Below are 14781 nucleotides of genomic sequence, written 5' to 3' on the forward strand. Positions count from 1 at the left end.
ACCGTGCAATGAGATCTTCCTGTCCAATCCGTCGCCGTGCCATGCCGACCTCCGTCCGCCGCACAATCAACGAATCATCCTCCTCGGCACGCGTCCAAGCACATCCGCGCACAGCTCTCATCATGCCTCAAACGCCGGCGGCCCTCCGGGCCTTGGCTGCGCGGCACTGGCCGCGGCGCGCCTTCGCGCGCCCGGCCCGCTCCGCGCACCGCAAGGTCGGGACATCGGGAGCCAGGTGTCAGGCGACGGCTGCGGGCGTCGGTCCTGTCAGCACCGCGGCGATGCGGTCCAGCGCCCAGTCCGCCTCCGCCCGCGTCAGCACCAGCGGCGGTGAGATGCGGATGGTGTGGCCATGGGTGTCCTTGCAGAGCAGGCCGGCCCGGCGCAGCGCCTCGCACCAGCGGCGCGCCCCGCCCGCCTCGGGGTGCAGCTCGACCGCCAGCATCAGCCCGCGGCCGCGTGCCTCCCGCACCCGGCCGCCGGCGATCCCGCGCAGCCCGGCCAGGAGATACGCGCCGAGCTGCGCCGCATTGGCGATCATCCCCTCCTCCACCAGCACCCGCAGCGCCGCGCGCGCCACCGCACAGGCCAGCGGGTTGCCGCCGAAGGTGCTGCCATGCTGCCCCGGCCGCAGCACGCCGAGCACCGCGGTGTTCGAGAGCACGGCGGAGACCGGGTAGAAGCCGCCCGAGAGCGCCTTGCCGACGAGGGTCACATCGGCCTCGATCCCCTCATGCTCCTCGGCCAGCAGGCGGCCGGTGCGGCCGAGCCCGGTCTGGATCTCGTCGAGGATCAGGGTCACGTCGTGGCGGGTGCAGAGGTCGCGCACCCGGCGGAGATAGCCGGGCGGCGGGATGACGACGCCGGCCTCGCCCTGGATCGGCTCGAGCAGCACGCCGACGGTGTTGCGCGTCATCGCCGCCTCCAGCGCCGCGGCATCGCCGAAGGGCACGATCCGGAAGCCCGGGGCGAAGGGGCCGAAGCCGCCGCGCGTCTCGGGATCGGTGCTGAAGCCGATGACGGCGATGGTGCGGCCGTGGAAATTCTCGGCACAGACGATGATCTCCGCCGCGCCCTCCGGCACGCCCTTCACCTCATGGCCCCATTTGCGCACCGCCTTGATGGCGGTCTCCACCGCCTCCGCGCCGGTGTTCATCGGCAGCACCATATGCGACCGCGTCAGCGCGCAAAGCTCTTCCAGATAGGGCGCGAGCTGGTCGTTGCGGAAGGCACGGGAGGTGAGCGTCAGCCGCCCCGACTGCTCGATGAGCGCGGCGCGGATGCGCGGGTGGCAATGGCCCTGGTTCACCGCCGAATAGCCGGCGAGGCAATCAAGATAGCGGTTGCCATCCACGTCCCAGACCCAGACGCCCTCGCCGCGGGTGAGCACGACGTCGAGCGGCTGGTAGTTGTGCGCGCCGAGCCGCTCCTCGACGGCGATGTGGTCGTAGCGGGCGGGCGGGATCATCGTGTCGGGCATGGCGGGGCTCCTCCCTGTGTCAGTCTCCTGCGGTGGCGAGCGCGGCGGGCCGCAGCGCCTCGGCCGAGCGCCGGTCGAGCCGGAGCGTCATGCAGAAGGCGGCGCCGCCCGCGAGGATGAAGGGCGCGAGGTCGAGTTCGACGACGCGGTAGCCGCGTCCGGCGAGGATGGCGCGGAGCCGCGCCGAGGCGCGGGCCATCACCAGGTTGCGGTCGATGGCGACCGCGTTCAGGCAGAACAGCCCGGCCTCCTCCGCCGTCGCCTCGATGCGCAGCCCGGCCGGCACGCGGTCCCGGATCGCGCCCAGCGAGGCGGGCGAGAAGGCGCCGGGGTGGTACAGCACCTCGCCGCCCGGCAGCGGGCAGAAGCAGACATCGAGGTGGTAGAAGCGCGGCGAGACGAGTTCGAGCGGCACCGCCTCCCGCCCGAAGAAGGCCGCGACCTCCGGGATGGCGGCGCGCAGCGAGCGCTGGCCATGGCCGGCCCAGAAATGCCCGCGCTGCGCATCCCAGATGCAGTCCCCGGCGCCCTCCTGGAAGACGCCCTCCGGCAGCTCGCCAACCTTCTCGAGCAGCCCGCGCGCCTGCAGGCCGCGGAAGGCGGCGCGGAAGCGTGCCTCCTCCGGCCGCCGCTCCGGGCAGGCGAAGCGCGAGAGCAGCGCCCGGCCATCGAGCACGGTGGCGGCATTGGCCGGAAAGACCATGTCCGGCAGGCCCGGGGCGCCGGGCAGGACCTCCAGCGCGGCGCCGGCCTGCCGCAGCGCGCCGGCGAGCGCGTCCCAGGCGGCGCGGGCCGCGGCGCGGTTGCCCTCCGGGTCGCCATGCCAGGCCGCCGGGCGCATCCAGGGATTGATGACGTAATCGACCTCGAAATGCGCGGGATCGGTCATGAGGATCTGCGGCGGCATCGGCTCTTCCCTGGCCCGGCTGACTGTTGCGGGCCCGTCAGGGGCGCATCCTGGCCAAGGTCAGCGCCAGCAATCCGCTGGAAAATTGCCAATTCGTCCCCTCGGACCGGGCAGAATGCCAGGCAGGGCCGGCAGATCGGCAGGAGCGGCCATGGACCTCGATGACACCGACCGCCGGCTGATCGCCCTGCTCCGCGCCGATGCGCGGCGCCCCGCCTCCAGCCTCGCCGCGGCGCTCGGCGTCTCGCGCGGGACGGTGCAGAACCGGATCGCGCGGCTGCTCCGCGGCGGGGTGATCCAGGGCTTCACCCTTCGCCTCGGGCCGGAGGCGGAGAGCGCCGGCGGCATCCGGGCCATCACCGCCATCGAGATCCGCGGCCGCTCCACCGCCGGCGTGCTGCGCGCGCTGAGAGGCTTCCCGGAGGTCCGCACGCTGCACATGACCAATGGCCGCTGGGATGTCATCGCGGAACTTGGCGCCGAGAGCCTGGAGAGCCTGGACCAGGCGCTGAACCGGATCCGCATGCTGGAAGGCGTCACCAACACCGAGACGAGCATCCTGCTCTCGACCCAGAAGGGGTGATGCGCGGGGTGCCGCTACGGCTGATCCCCTTCCGCGGCCTTCCGGTCGCCCCCGGGGCGATCCGCTGCCGCCTGCATCCCCTCCCCGCTTGCCGTCACGCCACGATCGGTTGCCTCGGAAGGACGCCCGGGAACGGCGCGCCTGCGCCAGGCGTCCGGCAGGACCCACTGGCGGATGCCCTCGGCGTCGAGCACGGTATCCATGTTGGCGATGAGGCCGGCAGAGATGCGCAGCGCCTCGCGCCCCGCGGTCAGGCGCCGGCCGGTCACCGCGAAGCGCGTCCCGAAGCGTGCCTTCAGCTCCGCGGCGGCGGCTTCGACGGCGGCCAGGTCACTGCCCTCCAGCGTCACCCGGACGCCGCGCGCCCCATCGAGCGGGAGTTGCGCCGGGGCCTTCGTCGGCATGGCCTGGGGAGCGGCCAGGGTGGGCGGCGCGGGTGCGGGTCTGCGGGACATGGCGGCTTTCTGGCAGCGGGCGCGCCTATGCGACCGCCCGGGCACTCCCGGTCAAGCCGTCAGTTTTCCCCAGACCTGTGGGAATCCCCGTGGATATCCGGCGGATACCGTGTGCCCCGCCTAGCGCTCCCCGGGGTTTGCGGGAGGCTTCTCCTTTCGTTCTCCCAAGCGCGAGGATCGGCCGCACCGTGGCCGCCAGGACACACGGGGCCGGACCAGGGCCTGCGATCCGGCACCGTCCGGCTCTGCCGATGGCGATGGCGATGGCAGGGACCCGGGGGCGCAGCATCGCAGCGGGCGAGGTCTGGTACCGTCCCGCCCCAAGGCCGACGCATCCCGGCGGCCCCGGGTCAGGTCCCGTGCCGGCCGGCCTGACCGGATCGGCGGAGGGATGGACAGCCAGGCTTGACGGCTCCGGCCCTCTGCCGACAGGAGTTGGTCATGCCCATCCCTCCTCCGCCGCATGGCTGCCGCGCCCCGATTCCGAATCCACCGCCGCCTGGCCGTTCCGGCCTGACGCAGACCCGCGGCCTGTCCCTGGCGGGCTGACGCACGGCCCGTGCCGGTGGCCGAACGCGACGAGCCTCCCCGACCACGACGGAAGACGGTCCGGCGTCTGGTTGGCCGGGCCGCCCTGATCCTGGCCGTGGGGCCGTTCTGCCTCCTGCTGCTCTTCCGCGTCCTGCCCCCGCCGGTGACGCCGCTGATGCTGATCCGGCTCGCCGAGGGCCAGTCGCTGCGGCAGGACTGGGTCGCCTATGAGGCCATCTCGCCCGCCCTGGCCGATGCGGTCATCGCGGCGGAGGACAACCTGTTCTGCCAGCAATGGCTCGGCTTCGACCTCAAGGCGATCCGTGGCCAGATCGAGGCCTGGCAACAAGGCGAGCGCCCGCGCGGGGCCAGCACGATCACCATGCAGACGGCGAAGAACCTGCTGCTCTGGCCCGGCCGCGACCCGGCCCGCAAGCTGCTGGAGGCCTGGCTGACGCCGCAGATCGCCCTGCTCTGGCCGAAGCGCCGGGTGCTCGAGGTCTATCTGAACATCGTCGAGTTCGGCCCCGGCATCTATGGCGCCGAAGCGGCGGCGCGGGCCTTCTTCGGCAAGCCCGCCTCGGCCCTGTCCCGGCGCGAGGCGGCGCAGCTTGCCGCCGTGCTGCCGAATCCCCTCGAATGGTCGGCCGGGGCACCGGGCCCCTATGTCCGGCACCGCACGGGCGTGATCGAACGGCGCGTGACCCAGATCCAGCCGCTCCTCGCCTGCGCCAGATGATCCGCCGGTCGCCGCGGCCGCTCACGGATATGAACCGCGGCCATCACGCAGCGGCCGGGTTTGTGCCAACCGGGACGCCGCAGCGGATTGCGTTCCGCACCGAACGGCGGCCCGCTGCAGACCTTTGTTCTTCGGCCGGGCACGGTCTCTCGCCATCTGCTCTGGCCCGGTCAGGCCGGAGAAGCACCCGGCCTCCCCGCCTCCGCCCGGGCACGGCCCGCGATCATGCCCCGGCCAGGAAGGCCGCCGCCAGCGCCAGGCCCAGCAGCGCCAGCACGGCGGCGGGCCAGGCCCGCAGGGGCGCCTCGGCCCAGGCCAGCCATGCCGCGGGAAGCGCGCCGGCCCGGCCATGCCAGGCGCGCAGAAGGCGCGGCGGCCCCTCCGGCCAGGCCGGGCGGGGCGCGCCCGCCAGCGCCCTCGCCACCCGCTCCCCGAGGACCACCAGATCGCCCCCCGGCACCGCCGGGATGTGCCCGGGCCCGAGGCGGCGGAGGAACAATGCCAGGATCCCGCCCGCCAGCACGGGGGCCAGCGCCTCCCACAAGGCGGCGGGCTGGAGGACAGCGGCGAGGTCGCCATCGCCGGGACCCAGGTGCAGCGCCCAGGGCACCACCACCGCCGCCAGCGCCGCCACCGCCCAGGGGAGCACGAGGCCCGCGGCGGGCGGTTCGGCCTCCGCCCCGGCCTCCCGCCCCGCCGTGGCGAGCCTGCGCAGGAAGTGCAGCATCAGCAGCGTGGTCGCCGCCGCCGAGGCGGTGGCGAGGAGGTATGGGAGGCCCTCCCCGAGCGGCGCCTTCACCGCCAGCTTCGCCAGCGCGCCGCCGGTCAGCGGCAGGCCGCCCAGCCCCAGCGCCAGCACCGCGGTGGGCAGCAGCACCGGCCAGGGCCGCCGCATCCCGCCCGCCGCGACCAGGCCGACGGCCAGGAACAGCGCGCCCTTCGCCAGCGCGTGATGCGCCGCGTAGAGCGCCGCCGGCGGCGCCGCCTCGGCCATCCCGCCCGCCGCCAGCGCCGTGCCGAGCACCGCCGTCAGCAGCCCCATCTGGCTGAGGGTGGAATAGGCCAGCACGGTCTTCGGATTGTCCTGCGTCACCCCGACCAGCACGCCCCAGAAGGCGGTCAGGAAGCCCAGCACGGCCAGTGCCATGCCCCAGTCCGGCAGCGCCGCCTCGGCCGGCAGGAAGCGCAGCAGCCCGATGATGCCCGCCTTGACGATCGCCCCGCTCAGCACCGCCGAGGCCGGCGTCGGTGCCGCCGGATGCGCCAGCGGCAGCCAGACATGCAGCGGCACCAGCCCGGCCTTCAGCCCGAGGCCCAGCACCAGCAGGACGAGGGTGGCATCCCGCCAGGGCGAGCCGGGCAGCGCCGCCGCGGCGTCGCGGACCAGCAGGCTGCCCCCGGGCGTCGCCGCGCCCGCCAGCATCAGGCCGAACAGCAGGCAGACCTCCCCCAGCACGGCCAGGATCAGGTAGACGCCCGCCGCGCGCCGTGCCCGCCCCGTCCCGTCATGCAGCACGAGGCCCGTCGCGGCGAGGCTCGCCAGCGCGAAGGCCAGGTAGAACCCCGCGAGGTCGGCGGCGAGGAAGACGCCGAGGCTGCCGGTCAGCGTCAGCAGCCAGAAGGCGGCGAAGCGCGCGGCCCCGGGCTTGCCGCCGAGATAAGCCCCGGCATAGGCGCCCGCCGCGCTCCAGAGCAGGGCGGAGACGCCGAGCAGCACGGCCCCCGGCGGATCGAGCGCGAGCACCAGGCCGAAGAGCAGGGAGCCGCCCTCGGTCTGCGCGTCATGGGTGGCGAACAGCGCGGCGGCCAGCGCCGGCAGCGGCGCGATCGCCAGCAGCCGCGGCACATGCCGCCGCAGCCGGCCGGAAAGGCAGCCGAGCAGCAGGGCGGCGGGCAGGCCGAGGCTCGCCCAGAGCAGCGCCGCCGTCACAGCCCGTAATCCCGCGCGATGATCAGCCGCGCCCAGCCGAGCGGGCTGAAGGCGAAGGCGGCGAAGAGCCCCGCGGCGAGCGCCGCCGCCGCGGTGATGACCGGCGGCAGCACCAGCCCCCAGTCGCCCTCGCGCCGGAACATCGGCACCGCCGGCGCCTCCGCGTCGCGGGGCGGCAGGAACCAGGCGCGGTGGAGCAGCGGCAGGAAATAGGCGGCGTTCAGCAGGCTGCTCCCGGCCAGCACCGCCAGCACCCAGGGCTGTCCCGCCTGCAGCGCGCCCATGCCCAGCCACCACTTGCTGACGAAGCCCGCCATGGGCGGCACGCCGATCATGCCGAGCGCGGCGATGCTGAAGGCCAGCATGGTCAGCGGCATGCGCCGCCCCGCCCCGTCCAGCTCCTCCACCCGATGGGCGTGCAGCGTCTCGGCCAGGGCGCCGGCGCAGAAGAACAGGGTGATCTTCATCAGCCCCTGATGCACCAGATGCACGAGGCCGCCCACCGCCGCGACCGGCCCCGCCAGGGCGAGGCCGAGGGCGATGTAGGAGACCTGGCTGACGGTGGAGAAGGCGAGGCGGCGCTTGATGTCGCTCTGCGCCAGGGCGCGCAGCGAGCCGTAGAGGATGGTGAAGGAGGCCGCGACGGCGAGCGGCAGACCGAGCCCGAGCTCCTGCACCAGGCCGGGCCCGAAGACGTCCAGCACGACGCGGGTGATGCCAAAGGCGCCGGCCTTCACCACCGCGACGGCATGCAGCAGCGCGCTGACCGGCGCGGGCGCGACCATCGCGGCCGGCAGCCAGGCATGCAGCGGCACCAGCGCCGCCTTCACCCCGAGCCCGCCCACCATCAGCAGGAAGCAGCCGCGCAGCAGGCCCGCATCCAGCCCGACGAGCCTGCCATGCGCGGTGAACTCGACCGGGCCGGAGGCGCTCTCGAGCCAGAGGATGCCGAGCAGCAGCGCGGCGCTGCCGCCCAGCGTGTAGCCGAGATAGCGCCGCCCCGCGGCGAGCGAGCCGGCATCGCCCCGGTGCACCACCAGCGGCCAGGTCGAGAGCGTCAGCAGCTCGTAGAAGACGAAGAAGGTGATCAGCGAGCCCGAGAGCGCGATGCCCGTGGTCGCCGCCACGCAGAGGCTGAAGAAGCCGAAGAAGCGCGACTGGTCCGGCCCGTCGCCGAGATAGGCGATGGCGTAGATGGTGGTCAGCAGCCAGAGGAAGGCCGAGAGCGTGACGAAGAGCAGCGCCAGCGCATCTACCCGCAGCAGCAGGTCGAGGCCGGGGACGAGGGGCAGGCGCAGCTCGTAGGTCGCCCCGCCGGCGACGCCGGCCAGCATCACCACCACCAGCGCGAGCTTCGCCGCGGCACCGGCGAGGTTCACGGCGGTCCGCAGCCGCCAGGCCGGCTCCGGCAGCAGGAAGATGACGAGCGCGGGCAGGAGCGAGGTCGCCAGCACCAGCGCCGGCAGCAGGGCGTCGGTCATCCGAGCCCCTCCTCCGCCGCCGGGGAACGGCCGAGGCCGAGCAGCAGATAGGGCAGGAGCGGCGCCAGGCCGAGCGCCACCGAGAGCAGCGCGAGTGCCAGCGGAATGGCCTGCCAGCGCCGCCGCACCGGCCGCCAGCCCTGCCCCTCCCCGGCCGAGAGCGCCGGGTTCAGCAGGCGGAAGACATAGCCGGCGGCGAGCAGCCCGCCGGCCAGCATCGGCACCGCCCACCACCACTGGCCGCTCGCCAGCGCCGCGGTCAGCAGCAGCCATTTGGCGACGAAGCCGCCGCTCGGCGGCAGGCCCATGAGGGAGAGGCCGGCCAGGCCGAAGGCGAAGACCGCCACCGGCATCGCCCGCCCGAGCCCCTGCAATGCCCTGATGCGGTCATGCCCCGCGGCCTGCAGCACCAGCCCGGCGACCAGGAACATCGCCGCCTTGGCCAGGGCGTGCGAGACGGCATGCAGCACGCCGCCGGTCCAGGCCCCCGCGCTCCAGGGCTGCGCCTCCGTCCCGCCGCCGGCCAGCGGGAACATCAGGAAGAGGTAGCCGAGCTGCGCCATGGTCGAATAGGCGATGGCGAGCTTCAGCCGCTCCTGCCGCAGCGCCAGCAGGCTGCCCGCGAGGATCGCCGCGGTGCCGAGCCCCCCGAGCAGCGTGGCGCCGCCAAGGCCGGCGAGCGCCGGCATCACGTCGAACCAGAGCCGGAGCAGGATGAAGAAGGAGGCCTTCACCACCAGGGCGGAGAGCACCGCGCTCGCCGCCGCCGGCGCCGCGGCATGCGCGGGCGGCAGCCAGAGATGCAGCGGGTAGAGCGCGGTCTTGGCCAGCAGCCCGGCCGTCATCAGCGCGCCCGCCATCCATGTGGCCGGCCCGGGCTGCAGCCGCGCGGCCAGCAGCGTGATGTCGAGCGTGCCATGCGCGCCATAGAGCAGCGCGGCGCCGAGCAGGTAGAGCACGGAGCCGAGCAGGGCGAAGAGCAGGTAGCGCAGCGCCGCGGCGACCGCCTCGGGCTTGCCCTCGATGCAGACCAGCGGCACGGCGGCCAGCGTCAGCAGTTCCAGCGCGACATAGAGGTTGAACAGGTCGTTCCCGAGGAACACGGCGTTCAGCGCGCCCCAGAGCGCCAGCAGCAGCGGCCAGAACAGCAGGCCGGCGCGCGTCTCGCCCTGCCCGGGGCGCGGCGCGAAACCGGCGCGGGCGGCGAGGCCGGTGGCGCAGAGCACCACCGCCGTCGTCAGCAGCATCAGCACGGAGAGCCCGTCGGCGCGCAGCGCGATGCCGAGCGGCGCCGCGAAGCCGCCGAGCGCGACGCCGACCACGCCGCCTTGCCAGAGCTGCGCGGCCAGCAGCAACGCGAGGACCGGCCCGGCCGCCAGCACCAGCAGGGCGAGGCGGTGCGCCTGCCTTCCGCCGAGCGGCAGCGCGAGCAGCATGCCGGCGAGCGGCAGCGCCACCAGCAGCTCCGCCCAGGGGCCGTCAGCCAGGCCGTCAGCCATCGCGCGCCCCGGCCGGCGGGTCCGGCGGCAGGGTGACGCGGCCGGTCTCGCGGAACAGCCGCAGCGCCAGGGCGACGGCGAGGGCGGTGGCCGAGAGCGCGACGACGATCCCGGTGATGACCATGGCCTGCGGCACCGGGTCCCCGCCGCCCGCGCCGCCGCCCCGCCCGGCGACCGCGCCGAAGACCAGGAAGACGCCGCTGCCGATCAGGTTGAAGGCCAGGATCTTGCGCAGGACATGCGCCTGCACCGCCAGGCCGTAGAGGCCGATCCCCACCAGCGCGGCGCCGGCGAGGCCGTAGAGCGTCGCCGCGCTCGTCACCCCGCGGCGCGCTCCGGCGTGCCCGCCACCAGCAGGGCCAGGGTCGCGGCGATGGAGAGGGTGAGGCCGGCCTCGACCAGCAGGATCAGCGGCTTGGCCCAGCCCGCCGCGGCGGGGTAGCCGAGGAAGGCGCCCGCCAGCCCGAGGCCCGCGAACCCGACGGCGAGGAACAGCGCCGGCCCGGCGACAAGGGCGAGGCGGAGCGCCAAGCTGCGCACCGCGGGCGGCTCCACCAGCGCCGACATCACCGCGAGGATCCAGACCGCGGCCAGGATGGTGCCGGCCTGGAAAGCGCCGCCCGGCCGGTCCGCCCCCACCCAGAAGACATAGAGGCCCACCACGATGCCGACCGGCGGCAGCAGCCGGCCGAGCCAGGCCAGCACGCCTTCCGGCCGCGCGCGGTGGCGCAGCCCCGGCAGCCCGCCCCAGGCCGGGTCGGGCGCGAGGGACCAGATGCCGAGCAGCGCCAGCAGCAGCACCACCGCCTCGAGCAGCGTGTCATAGCCGCGGAAGGCCAGCAGCACGCCGGTGACGGGATTGCCGAGGCCGAGCGCCGGCAGCGCCTCCGCCACGGCACCGGAGAGCTGCGGCGCGGGCTCCGGCAGCGCCAGCACCGCGGCCGCGATCCCCGCCGCCACGGCCGCCCCCAGCGCCGCCGCGCCCAGGCGGAGCGTGCGGCCGGGCGGCCCGGCCGCCGCAGCCTCGTCCGCCCGGCGCCCCATCCGGGCCAGCGCGCCGAGCAGCAGCACGCCGGTCAGCCCGGCGCCGATCGCCGCCTCCGCCAGCGCGACATCCACCGCGCCGAGCCGGACCCAGGCGATGGCCAGCAGCAGGCCATAGACGATGAAGGACACCACCGCGGCGAAGCGGTCCCGGGTGCCGACCGCGGTGCAGGCGGCGAGCAGGATCGCCGGCACCAGCACCAGGTCGAGCAGGTACAGCGCCGTCATGCCCCGGCATCCCCCTCCCGCCGGGCGAGGCGGGCGACGAGCTGGGCCACGGTCGCGGCCGCGAGCAGCGCGAGCAGCCACACCGCGACGAGCTTGAGCGCGCCGAACACCCCCTCCGCACGCGGCAGCAGGCCGAGGACGATGAGGCCAAGGCCCAGATTGTCCGCCTTGGTCAGCGCGTGCAGGCGGGTGAACACGTCGGGGAAGCGCAGCAGCCCGACCGTGCCGGCCAGGAAGAAGAAGGCACCGGCGGCAACGGCTGCCAGGGTGAAGAGGTCCCAGGCGCTCATGCCTCCTCCTCCGGGTCGCCGGTGCCCTCGGGGCTCGCGCCCTTGACGAAGGCGACCGCGGCGAAGGCGGCCAGCAGGGCGAGCACCAGCGCCACATCCACCGCGGCCGGCATGTCCAGGGCGGCGGCGAGCAGCAGCACCGTGGCGATGCCGCCCGTGCCGAGGAGCTGCGCCGCCATCATGCGGTCCGCCGCGGTCGGCCCGCGCAGCACGCGCGCGAGGCCCGCCGCGACGCTCAGCAGCACCAGGGCGGCGAAACCGGCGAGGAGGTCAGGCATCACGGCCCTTCGCCCTCCGCCCTGCCCAGCGCGGCGGCAAGGCGCGCCTGCTCCGCCTCGGCCTCCGCCGCCACGTCCTGGCGGCGGTCGAGGCAGTGGATGGTCAGCCGCCCGCCCGCCATGCCCGCCGCCAGGGTGCCGGGCAGCAGGCTGAGCTCGGCTGTGAAGGCGTTGCAGGCCGGCCCGGGCGGCAGGCGGAGCGGGCAGGCGACGAAGCCGGGATCGAGCGGCATGCGCGGGCTGAGCGCCCGCCAGGCGACGTCCAGGCCGGCCAGGACCGAGCGGCGCAGGAAGCGCAGCACAAGGCCGGCCAGGGCGGGCAGCCGGACCCGTCCCGCCTGCTGCGGCGGCAGCAGCCGCAGGCTGGCCCAGGCCGCCGCCGCGGCGGCGAGCAGGCCGGGCAGCCAGGCACCGGCATCGCCCTCGGTCAGGATGAGCCAGAGGCTGGCGAACAGCACCGTGCGCCAGGCCGCGGTGCGCCAGGGCACCGGGCCGCCCCGGCGCCGGATCGCCCCGCCGCCGGCGCGCGGCATCGGCGCGGGTGCGGCGGCTGGCTGGTCCGGCATGGTGGCGGCTCCCCCTGGCGGCGTTCGCGGAACGCATCGGCCAACGCGCCGCCTGGGCCAGGTTTGCCAGCCCGCCTGCCTCTGGGCAACTTCGTCCGGGAGACCGGATGGCAGCAGGGCCGGCGTCCGGAAGGCCGGACGCGCGGCCATCAGTTCCAGAGCAGCAGCGTCGCCCAGGAGGCCAGGCGATGGCCGACCAGCAGCAGCGTCGCCGCCCAGGCCAGGCCGGCGGCGGTCAGCGCATGCCCGGCCAGCAGGAGGGCCCCGTCACGCCGCAGCAGGCCGAGCCCGAAGGACGCGACCGCCAGGGCCGGAAGCTGGTTGCCGAGGGGGAGCGGCAGCAGGATGACGCCGGCGTTGATGAGGACGGCAAGCCCCGCCAGTTGCCGGCCCCAGGGCCCGCCGAGGGCTTCCAGCCGGCGGCGTGGCCGGAGACCGGCCCGCCGCAGCAGGCGCACGAAGCGCCCGAGCGCCGCGCCGACCATCGGGCGCGGCAGCCGCACCCGGCGCAGCGCGCCGGGAAGCCAGGGGCGCTCGCTGCCGAGCAGCAGCCGCATGCCGGCGACCAGCAGGCCGAGGCCGGCCGGGAGCCCGGCCAATGGCACCGGGATGACGGCGGGCAGCGCCAGGGCGAGGAGGACCACGCCATGGCCGGCCCGGCGGAAGCGGTCGAGGAGGACGCCGAGGGCGATCTCGGCCGGGACCGGCCGAGCCGGCATGGCAGTGACCCCGCGGGCAGGATCGGCGGATGGCGGGACCCGGCCCGCGGGCGCCGCGGCGTGGCGGCCGGGGATCAGCGGCGCGGCCCCGCGGGGCCCCGGGGAAGCCGCGGATGGCGGATGCCGGCGAGCGGGCGGAAGGGCATGGCGCCGGTGTGGGACAGGGTCATGGGTGGTGGTCTCCGCGGCCCTCGCGCTGGCGGCCGGGCTCGCCGCAGCAACCGCCTGCGCCGGCGCCGGTTCTGCTGCACAGCCCGGCGCCGGGCGGCGCTGGACCGCAGGTTCCCGGACGTCATGGCCCTGGGCGTCAACGCCCATCATTCGCGAGTTGCCCGCGCCGGGAAGGGTCGTCCGGCCCCGCGCCCGACCGGCTGGCCTGGCGCGGCCCGGCGGACAGGTGGCCGCCGCCGCGGGAACCGGCAGGGTCCGGGGCCGATGCCGCCTGCCAAGCCGGCGCCTGCTCCAGATAGGCTTCGACATAGAGCTGCTGGGCCAGCACCAGCAGCACCGCGGCGACCGGCGCGGCCAGCGCCAGGCCGAGCAGCCCGAACAGCGTCAGCATGACGAGCTGCGCCGCGAGGATGAGGCCGGGTGGCAGCCGGATGGCGCGGCTCTGCACCAGCGGCGTGACGAGGTCGCCCTCGACCACCTGGATGAGGAGATAGAGGCCGCTGACCCAGAGCACCACGGTCCAGCCCTCGCCGGCCGCGAGCAGCACCGCCGGCACCCAGGCGATGATCGGGCCGAGGATCGGGATGAAGCCGAGCAGGGCGGCCAGGACGGCCAGGATGCCGGCGAGCGGCATGCCGATCAGGGTGAGGCCGAGGAAGGTCAGCCCGCCGACGATCGCCATGGCGAGCAGTTGCGCCCCGACCCAGGCGCCGAGCGCGCGGCCGAGCGCCCGCATCACCGGATCGAAGCCCGGGCGCAGCGCCGGCGCGACGAGGCGCCGCAGGCCGGCGAGGTACCAGGCGGGCGTCGCGGCCAGGAAGATGCCAAGGAAGACCAGGAAGATCCCGTCGGTCATCCGCGCCGCGGTGCCGGCGACGGCCGCCGTGGCGACACCGGCCGCGCCGGGCCCGACCTGGGAGACAAGGTCACCCGCCTCGAACTCGCTCAGCAGGGCGCGGCCCCAGCCGGTACCCTCGGCAATGTCGCGCAGCCTGGTCCAGGCCGGCGGCAATTGCTGCACGAGGTCATCGGCCTGCACGGCCAGGGTGGGCGCGGCGAACCAGGCGCCGAGGCCGAGCAGGCCGAGCAGGCCGAGGATGACGACCGGCAGCCCCGCCCAGCCGGGCAGGCCGAAAGGGCGCGCCAGCGCCTCCGCCCCGCCGCGCAGGGCGACCCCGAGCAGGATGCCCGCGAAGGCGAGCAGCACCGCCCGCGGCGCGACCAGCAGCAGGCCGAGCGGCAGCCCGAACAGGACCAGCAGGGAGGTGGCGGCGCGCGACATCATGGGAGAAGGGGTTGCCGCTCCGCCGGTTCCGGCACGGCGCGGGGAGGCATGCCGGCCGGCATCCTCCGGACATGGAAACGGGGGGACCGCTCCGGTCCCCCCGCCCAATAATGCCGGCCGTGCCCGGCGGCGTGCCTCAGCGGCGCTGCTGGTCGGTCTGGCCGCCCTGCGGGGCCGCGCCGCCGCCCGCGGCACCCTGGGGCTCGGCCGTCGCGCCGGCACCGGTGGTGGCGGGATCCTGCTGCCCGCTGGCCTGCCGCGCCTTGTCGCCCGCCTTGCGCTCGGCCTTGTCCTGGGCGCCGGCCTGGCCGGCCTGGTGCTGCATGCCCGGCTGCCCCTGCTGCATGCCGGTCTGGCCCTGCTGCATGCCGGTCTGGCCCTGCTGGGCCATCACGCCCCCCCTGGCGTCGCCCGTGCCCTGCGCCAGGGCGGCGCCGGCGGTGCCAAGGGCGAAGAAGGCGGCCGCAGCCAGAAGGGTGAATCGATGGGTCATCTGAAGTCTCCCGGTCTTGTTATGGTACCGGTGACGCCGGGCCCAGGGCCCGCCGCCTTTCCGGCAATGTCCGCGCGGCCTTCCTGCGCCGCGCCCAACAGA

At 75.3% G+C, this 14781-nt stretch carries 16 protein-coding genes; 2 read left to right on the forward strand and 14 right to left on the reverse strand.

The annotated features are described in order from the left end of the window. Positions 1–238: 238 nt before the first annotated feature. Both rocD and LHA35_RS06110 read right to left on the reverse strand, forming a co-directional pair. Complete coding sequence (rocD, locus tag LHA35_RS06105) at positions 239–1480, reverse strand: ornithine--oxo-acid transaminase (RefSeq protein ID WP_226605851.1); 1242 nt, start codon at positions 1478–1480, stop codon at positions 239–241. Between the two features lie 19 nt (positions 1481–1499). After that, on the reverse strand, positions 1500–2387 hold the full coding sequence (locus LHA35_RS06110; RefSeq protein ID WP_226605854.1) for a dimethylarginine dimethylaminohydrolase family protein: 888 nt from the start codon (positions 2385–2387) through the stop codon (positions 1500–1502). A 151-nt stretch (positions 2388–2538) separates the two neighbouring features. Here LHA35_RS06110 and LHA35_RS06115 point away from each other — a divergent pair, with 151 nt between their 5' ends. Further along, positions 2539–2970, forward strand: a complete 432-nt coding sequence (locus LHA35_RS06115) for an Lrp/AsnC family transcriptional regulator (RefSeq protein ID WP_226605856.1) — start codon at positions 2539–2541, stop codon at positions 2968–2970. A 14-nt stretch (positions 2971–2984) separates the two neighbouring features. Here the strand turns inward: LHA35_RS06115 and LHA35_RS06120 are convergent, their stop codons facing one another. Further along, positions 2985–3425 carry a hypothetical protein gene (locus LHA35_RS06120; protein WP_226605859.1) on the reverse strand — a complete coding sequence of 147 codons (441 nt, stop codon included), beginning with the start codon at positions 3423–3425 and terminating at the stop codon, positions 2985–2987. A 565-nt stretch (positions 3426–3990) separates the two neighbouring features. On the opposite strand from LHA35_RS06120, the gene mtgA reads away from it, so the two are divergent. Further along, positions 3991–4695 (forward strand): monofunctional biosynthetic peptidoglycan transglycosylase, encoded by a 705-nt coding sequence (gene mtgA, locus LHA35_RS06125; protein ID WP_338050844.1) that lies wholly within the window; start codon positions 3991–3993, stop codon positions 4693–4695. Between the two features lie 223 nt (positions 4696–4918). Here mtgA and LHA35_RS06130 read toward each other — a convergent pair whose 3' ends face one another. The 11 genes from LHA35_RS06130 to LHA35_RS06180 all read right to left on the reverse strand — a co-directional run bounded on the left by LHA35_RS06130 (position 4919) and on the right by LHA35_RS06180 (position 14679). Continuing rightward, positions 4919–6625: a proton-conducting transporter transmembrane domain-containing protein gene (locus LHA35_RS06130; RefSeq protein ID WP_226605862.1), complete on the reverse strand. Its 1707-nt coding sequence runs from the start codon at positions 6623–6625 to the stop codon at positions 4919–4921. Then, positions 6622–8106: a complex I subunit 5 family protein gene (locus LHA35_RS06135; RefSeq protein ID WP_226605864.1), complete on the reverse strand. Its 1485-nt coding sequence runs from the start codon at positions 8104–8106 to the stop codon at positions 6622–6624. Before LHA35_RS06135 ends, LHA35_RS06130 begins: the two co-directional genes overlap by 4 nt. Further along, entirely contained in the window at positions 8103–9605 is a 1503-nt protein-coding gene (locus LHA35_RS06140; RefSeq protein ID WP_226605867.1) for a complex I subunit 5 family protein, read from the reverse strand. Before LHA35_RS06140 ends, LHA35_RS06135 begins: the two co-directional genes overlap by 4 nt. After that, positions 9598–9927 carry an NADH-quinone oxidoreductase subunit K gene (locus LHA35_RS06145; protein ID WP_226605870.1) on the reverse strand — a complete coding sequence of 110 codons (330 nt, stop codon included), beginning with the start codon at positions 9925–9927 and terminating at the stop codon, positions 9598–9600. Before LHA35_RS06145 ends, LHA35_RS06140 begins: the two co-directional genes overlap by 8 nt. Further along, positions 9924–10877 (reverse strand): hydrogenase subunit MbhD domain-containing protein, encoded by a 954-nt coding sequence (locus tag LHA35_RS06150; RefSeq protein WP_226605873.1) that lies wholly within the window; start codon positions 10875–10877, stop codon positions 9924–9926. Before LHA35_RS06150 ends, LHA35_RS06145 begins: the two co-directional genes overlap by 4 nt. After that, complete coding sequence (locus LHA35_RS06155) at positions 10874–11167, reverse strand: monovalent cation/H(+) antiporter subunit G (RefSeq protein ID WP_226605876.1); 294 nt, start codon at positions 11165–11167, stop codon at positions 10874–10876. The genes LHA35_RS06150 and LHA35_RS06155 overlap by 4 nt, the downstream gene beginning before the upstream one ends. Next, positions 11164–11445 carry a monovalent cation/H+ antiporter complex subunit F gene (locus LHA35_RS06160; protein WP_226605878.1) on the reverse strand — a complete coding sequence of 94 codons (282 nt, stop codon included), beginning with the start codon at positions 11443–11445 and terminating at the stop codon, positions 11164–11166. Before LHA35_RS06160 ends, LHA35_RS06155 begins: the two co-directional genes overlap by 4 nt. Beyond that, positions 11445–12011: a Na+/H+ antiporter subunit E gene (locus tag LHA35_RS06165; protein ID WP_226605882.1), complete on the reverse strand. Its 567-nt coding sequence runs from the start codon at positions 12009–12011 to the stop codon at positions 11445–11447. Before LHA35_RS06165 ends, LHA35_RS06160 begins: the two co-directional genes overlap by 1 nt. Before the next feature lie 149 nt (positions 12012–12160). Then, on the reverse strand, positions 12161–12730 hold the full coding sequence (locus tag LHA35_RS06170) for an exopolysaccharide biosynthesis protein (protein ID WP_226605885.1): 570 nt from the start codon (positions 12728–12730) through the stop codon (positions 12161–12163). Positions 12731–13037: 307 nt separating this feature from the next. Beyond that, the gene (locus LHA35_RS06175) at positions 13038–14183 is read right to left on the reverse strand and encodes an AI-2E family transporter (RefSeq protein ID WP_226605888.1); all 1146 of its coding nucleotides are present in this window, start codon (positions 14181–14183) and stop codon (positions 13038–13040) included. Between the two features lie 139 nt (positions 14184–14322). After that, the gene (locus tag LHA35_RS06180; protein ID WP_226605890.1) at positions 14323–14679 is read right to left on the reverse strand and encodes a hypothetical protein; all 357 of its coding nucleotides are present in this window, start codon (positions 14677–14679) and stop codon (positions 14323–14325) included. Between the last annotated feature and the right edge of the window lie 102 nt (positions 14680–14781).

The organism is Roseicella aerolata (genome assembly GCF_020523605.1).
GTDB classification, from domain to species: Bacteria; Pseudomonadota; Alphaproteobacteria; order Acetobacterales; family Acetobacteraceae; genus Paracraurococcus; species Paracraurococcus aerolatus.

Excerpts from the sequence above, each read along its gene's own strand:
- rocD (WP_226605851.1), bottom strand. The coding sequence starts at position 1,480 with ATGCCCGACACGATGATCCCGCCCGCCCGCTACGACCACATCGCCGTC.
- LHA35_RS06110 (WP_226605854.1), bottom strand. The coding sequence starts at position 2,387 with ATGCCGCCGCAGATCCTCATGACCGATCCCGCGCATTTCGAGGTCGAT.
- LHA35_RS06115 (WP_226605856.1), top strand. The coding sequence starts at position 2,539 with ATGGACCTCGATGACACCGACCGCCGGCTGATCGCCCTGCTCCGCGCC.
- LHA35_RS06120 (WP_226605859.1), bottom strand. The coding sequence starts at position 3,425 with ATGTCCCGCAGACCCGCACCCGCGCCGCCCACCCTGGCCGCTCCCCAG.
- LHA35_RS06135 (WP_226605864.1), bottom strand. The coding sequence starts at position 8,106 with ATGACCGACGCCCTGCTGCCGGCGCTGGTGCTGGCGACCTCGCTCCTG.
- LHA35_RS06140 (WP_226605867.1), bottom strand. The coding sequence starts at position 9,605 with ATGGCTGACGGCCTGGCTGACGGCCCCTGGGCGGAGCTGCTGGTGGCG.
- LHA35_RS06150 (WP_226605873.1), bottom strand. The coding sequence starts at position 10,877 with ATGACGGCGCTGTACCTGCTCGACCTGGTGCTGGTGCCGGCGATCCTG.
- LHA35_RS06155 (WP_226605876.1), bottom strand. The coding sequence starts at position 11,167 with ATGAGCGCCTGGGACCTCTTCACCCTGGCAGCCGTTGCCGCCGGTGCC.
- LHA35_RS06160 (WP_226605878.1), bottom strand. The coding sequence starts at position 11,445 with ATGCCTGACCTCCTCGCCGGTTTCGCCGCCCTGGTGCTGCTGAGCGTC.
- LHA35_RS06165 (WP_226605882.1), bottom strand. The coding sequence starts at position 12,011 with ATGCCGGACCAGCCAGCCGCCGCACCCGCGCCGATGCCGCGCGCCGGC.
- LHA35_RS06170 (WP_226605885.1), bottom strand. The coding sequence starts at position 12,730 with ATGCCGGCTCGGCCGGTCCCGGCCGAGATCGCCCTCGGCGTCCTCCTC.
- LHA35_RS06175 (WP_226605888.1), bottom strand. The coding sequence starts at position 14,183 with ATGTCGCGCGCCGCCACCTCCCTGCTGGTCCTGTTCGGGCTGCCGCTC.
- LHA35_RS06180 (WP_226605890.1), bottom strand. The coding sequence starts at position 14,679 with ATGACCCATCGATTCACCCTTCTGGCTGCGGCCGCCTTCTTCGCCCTT.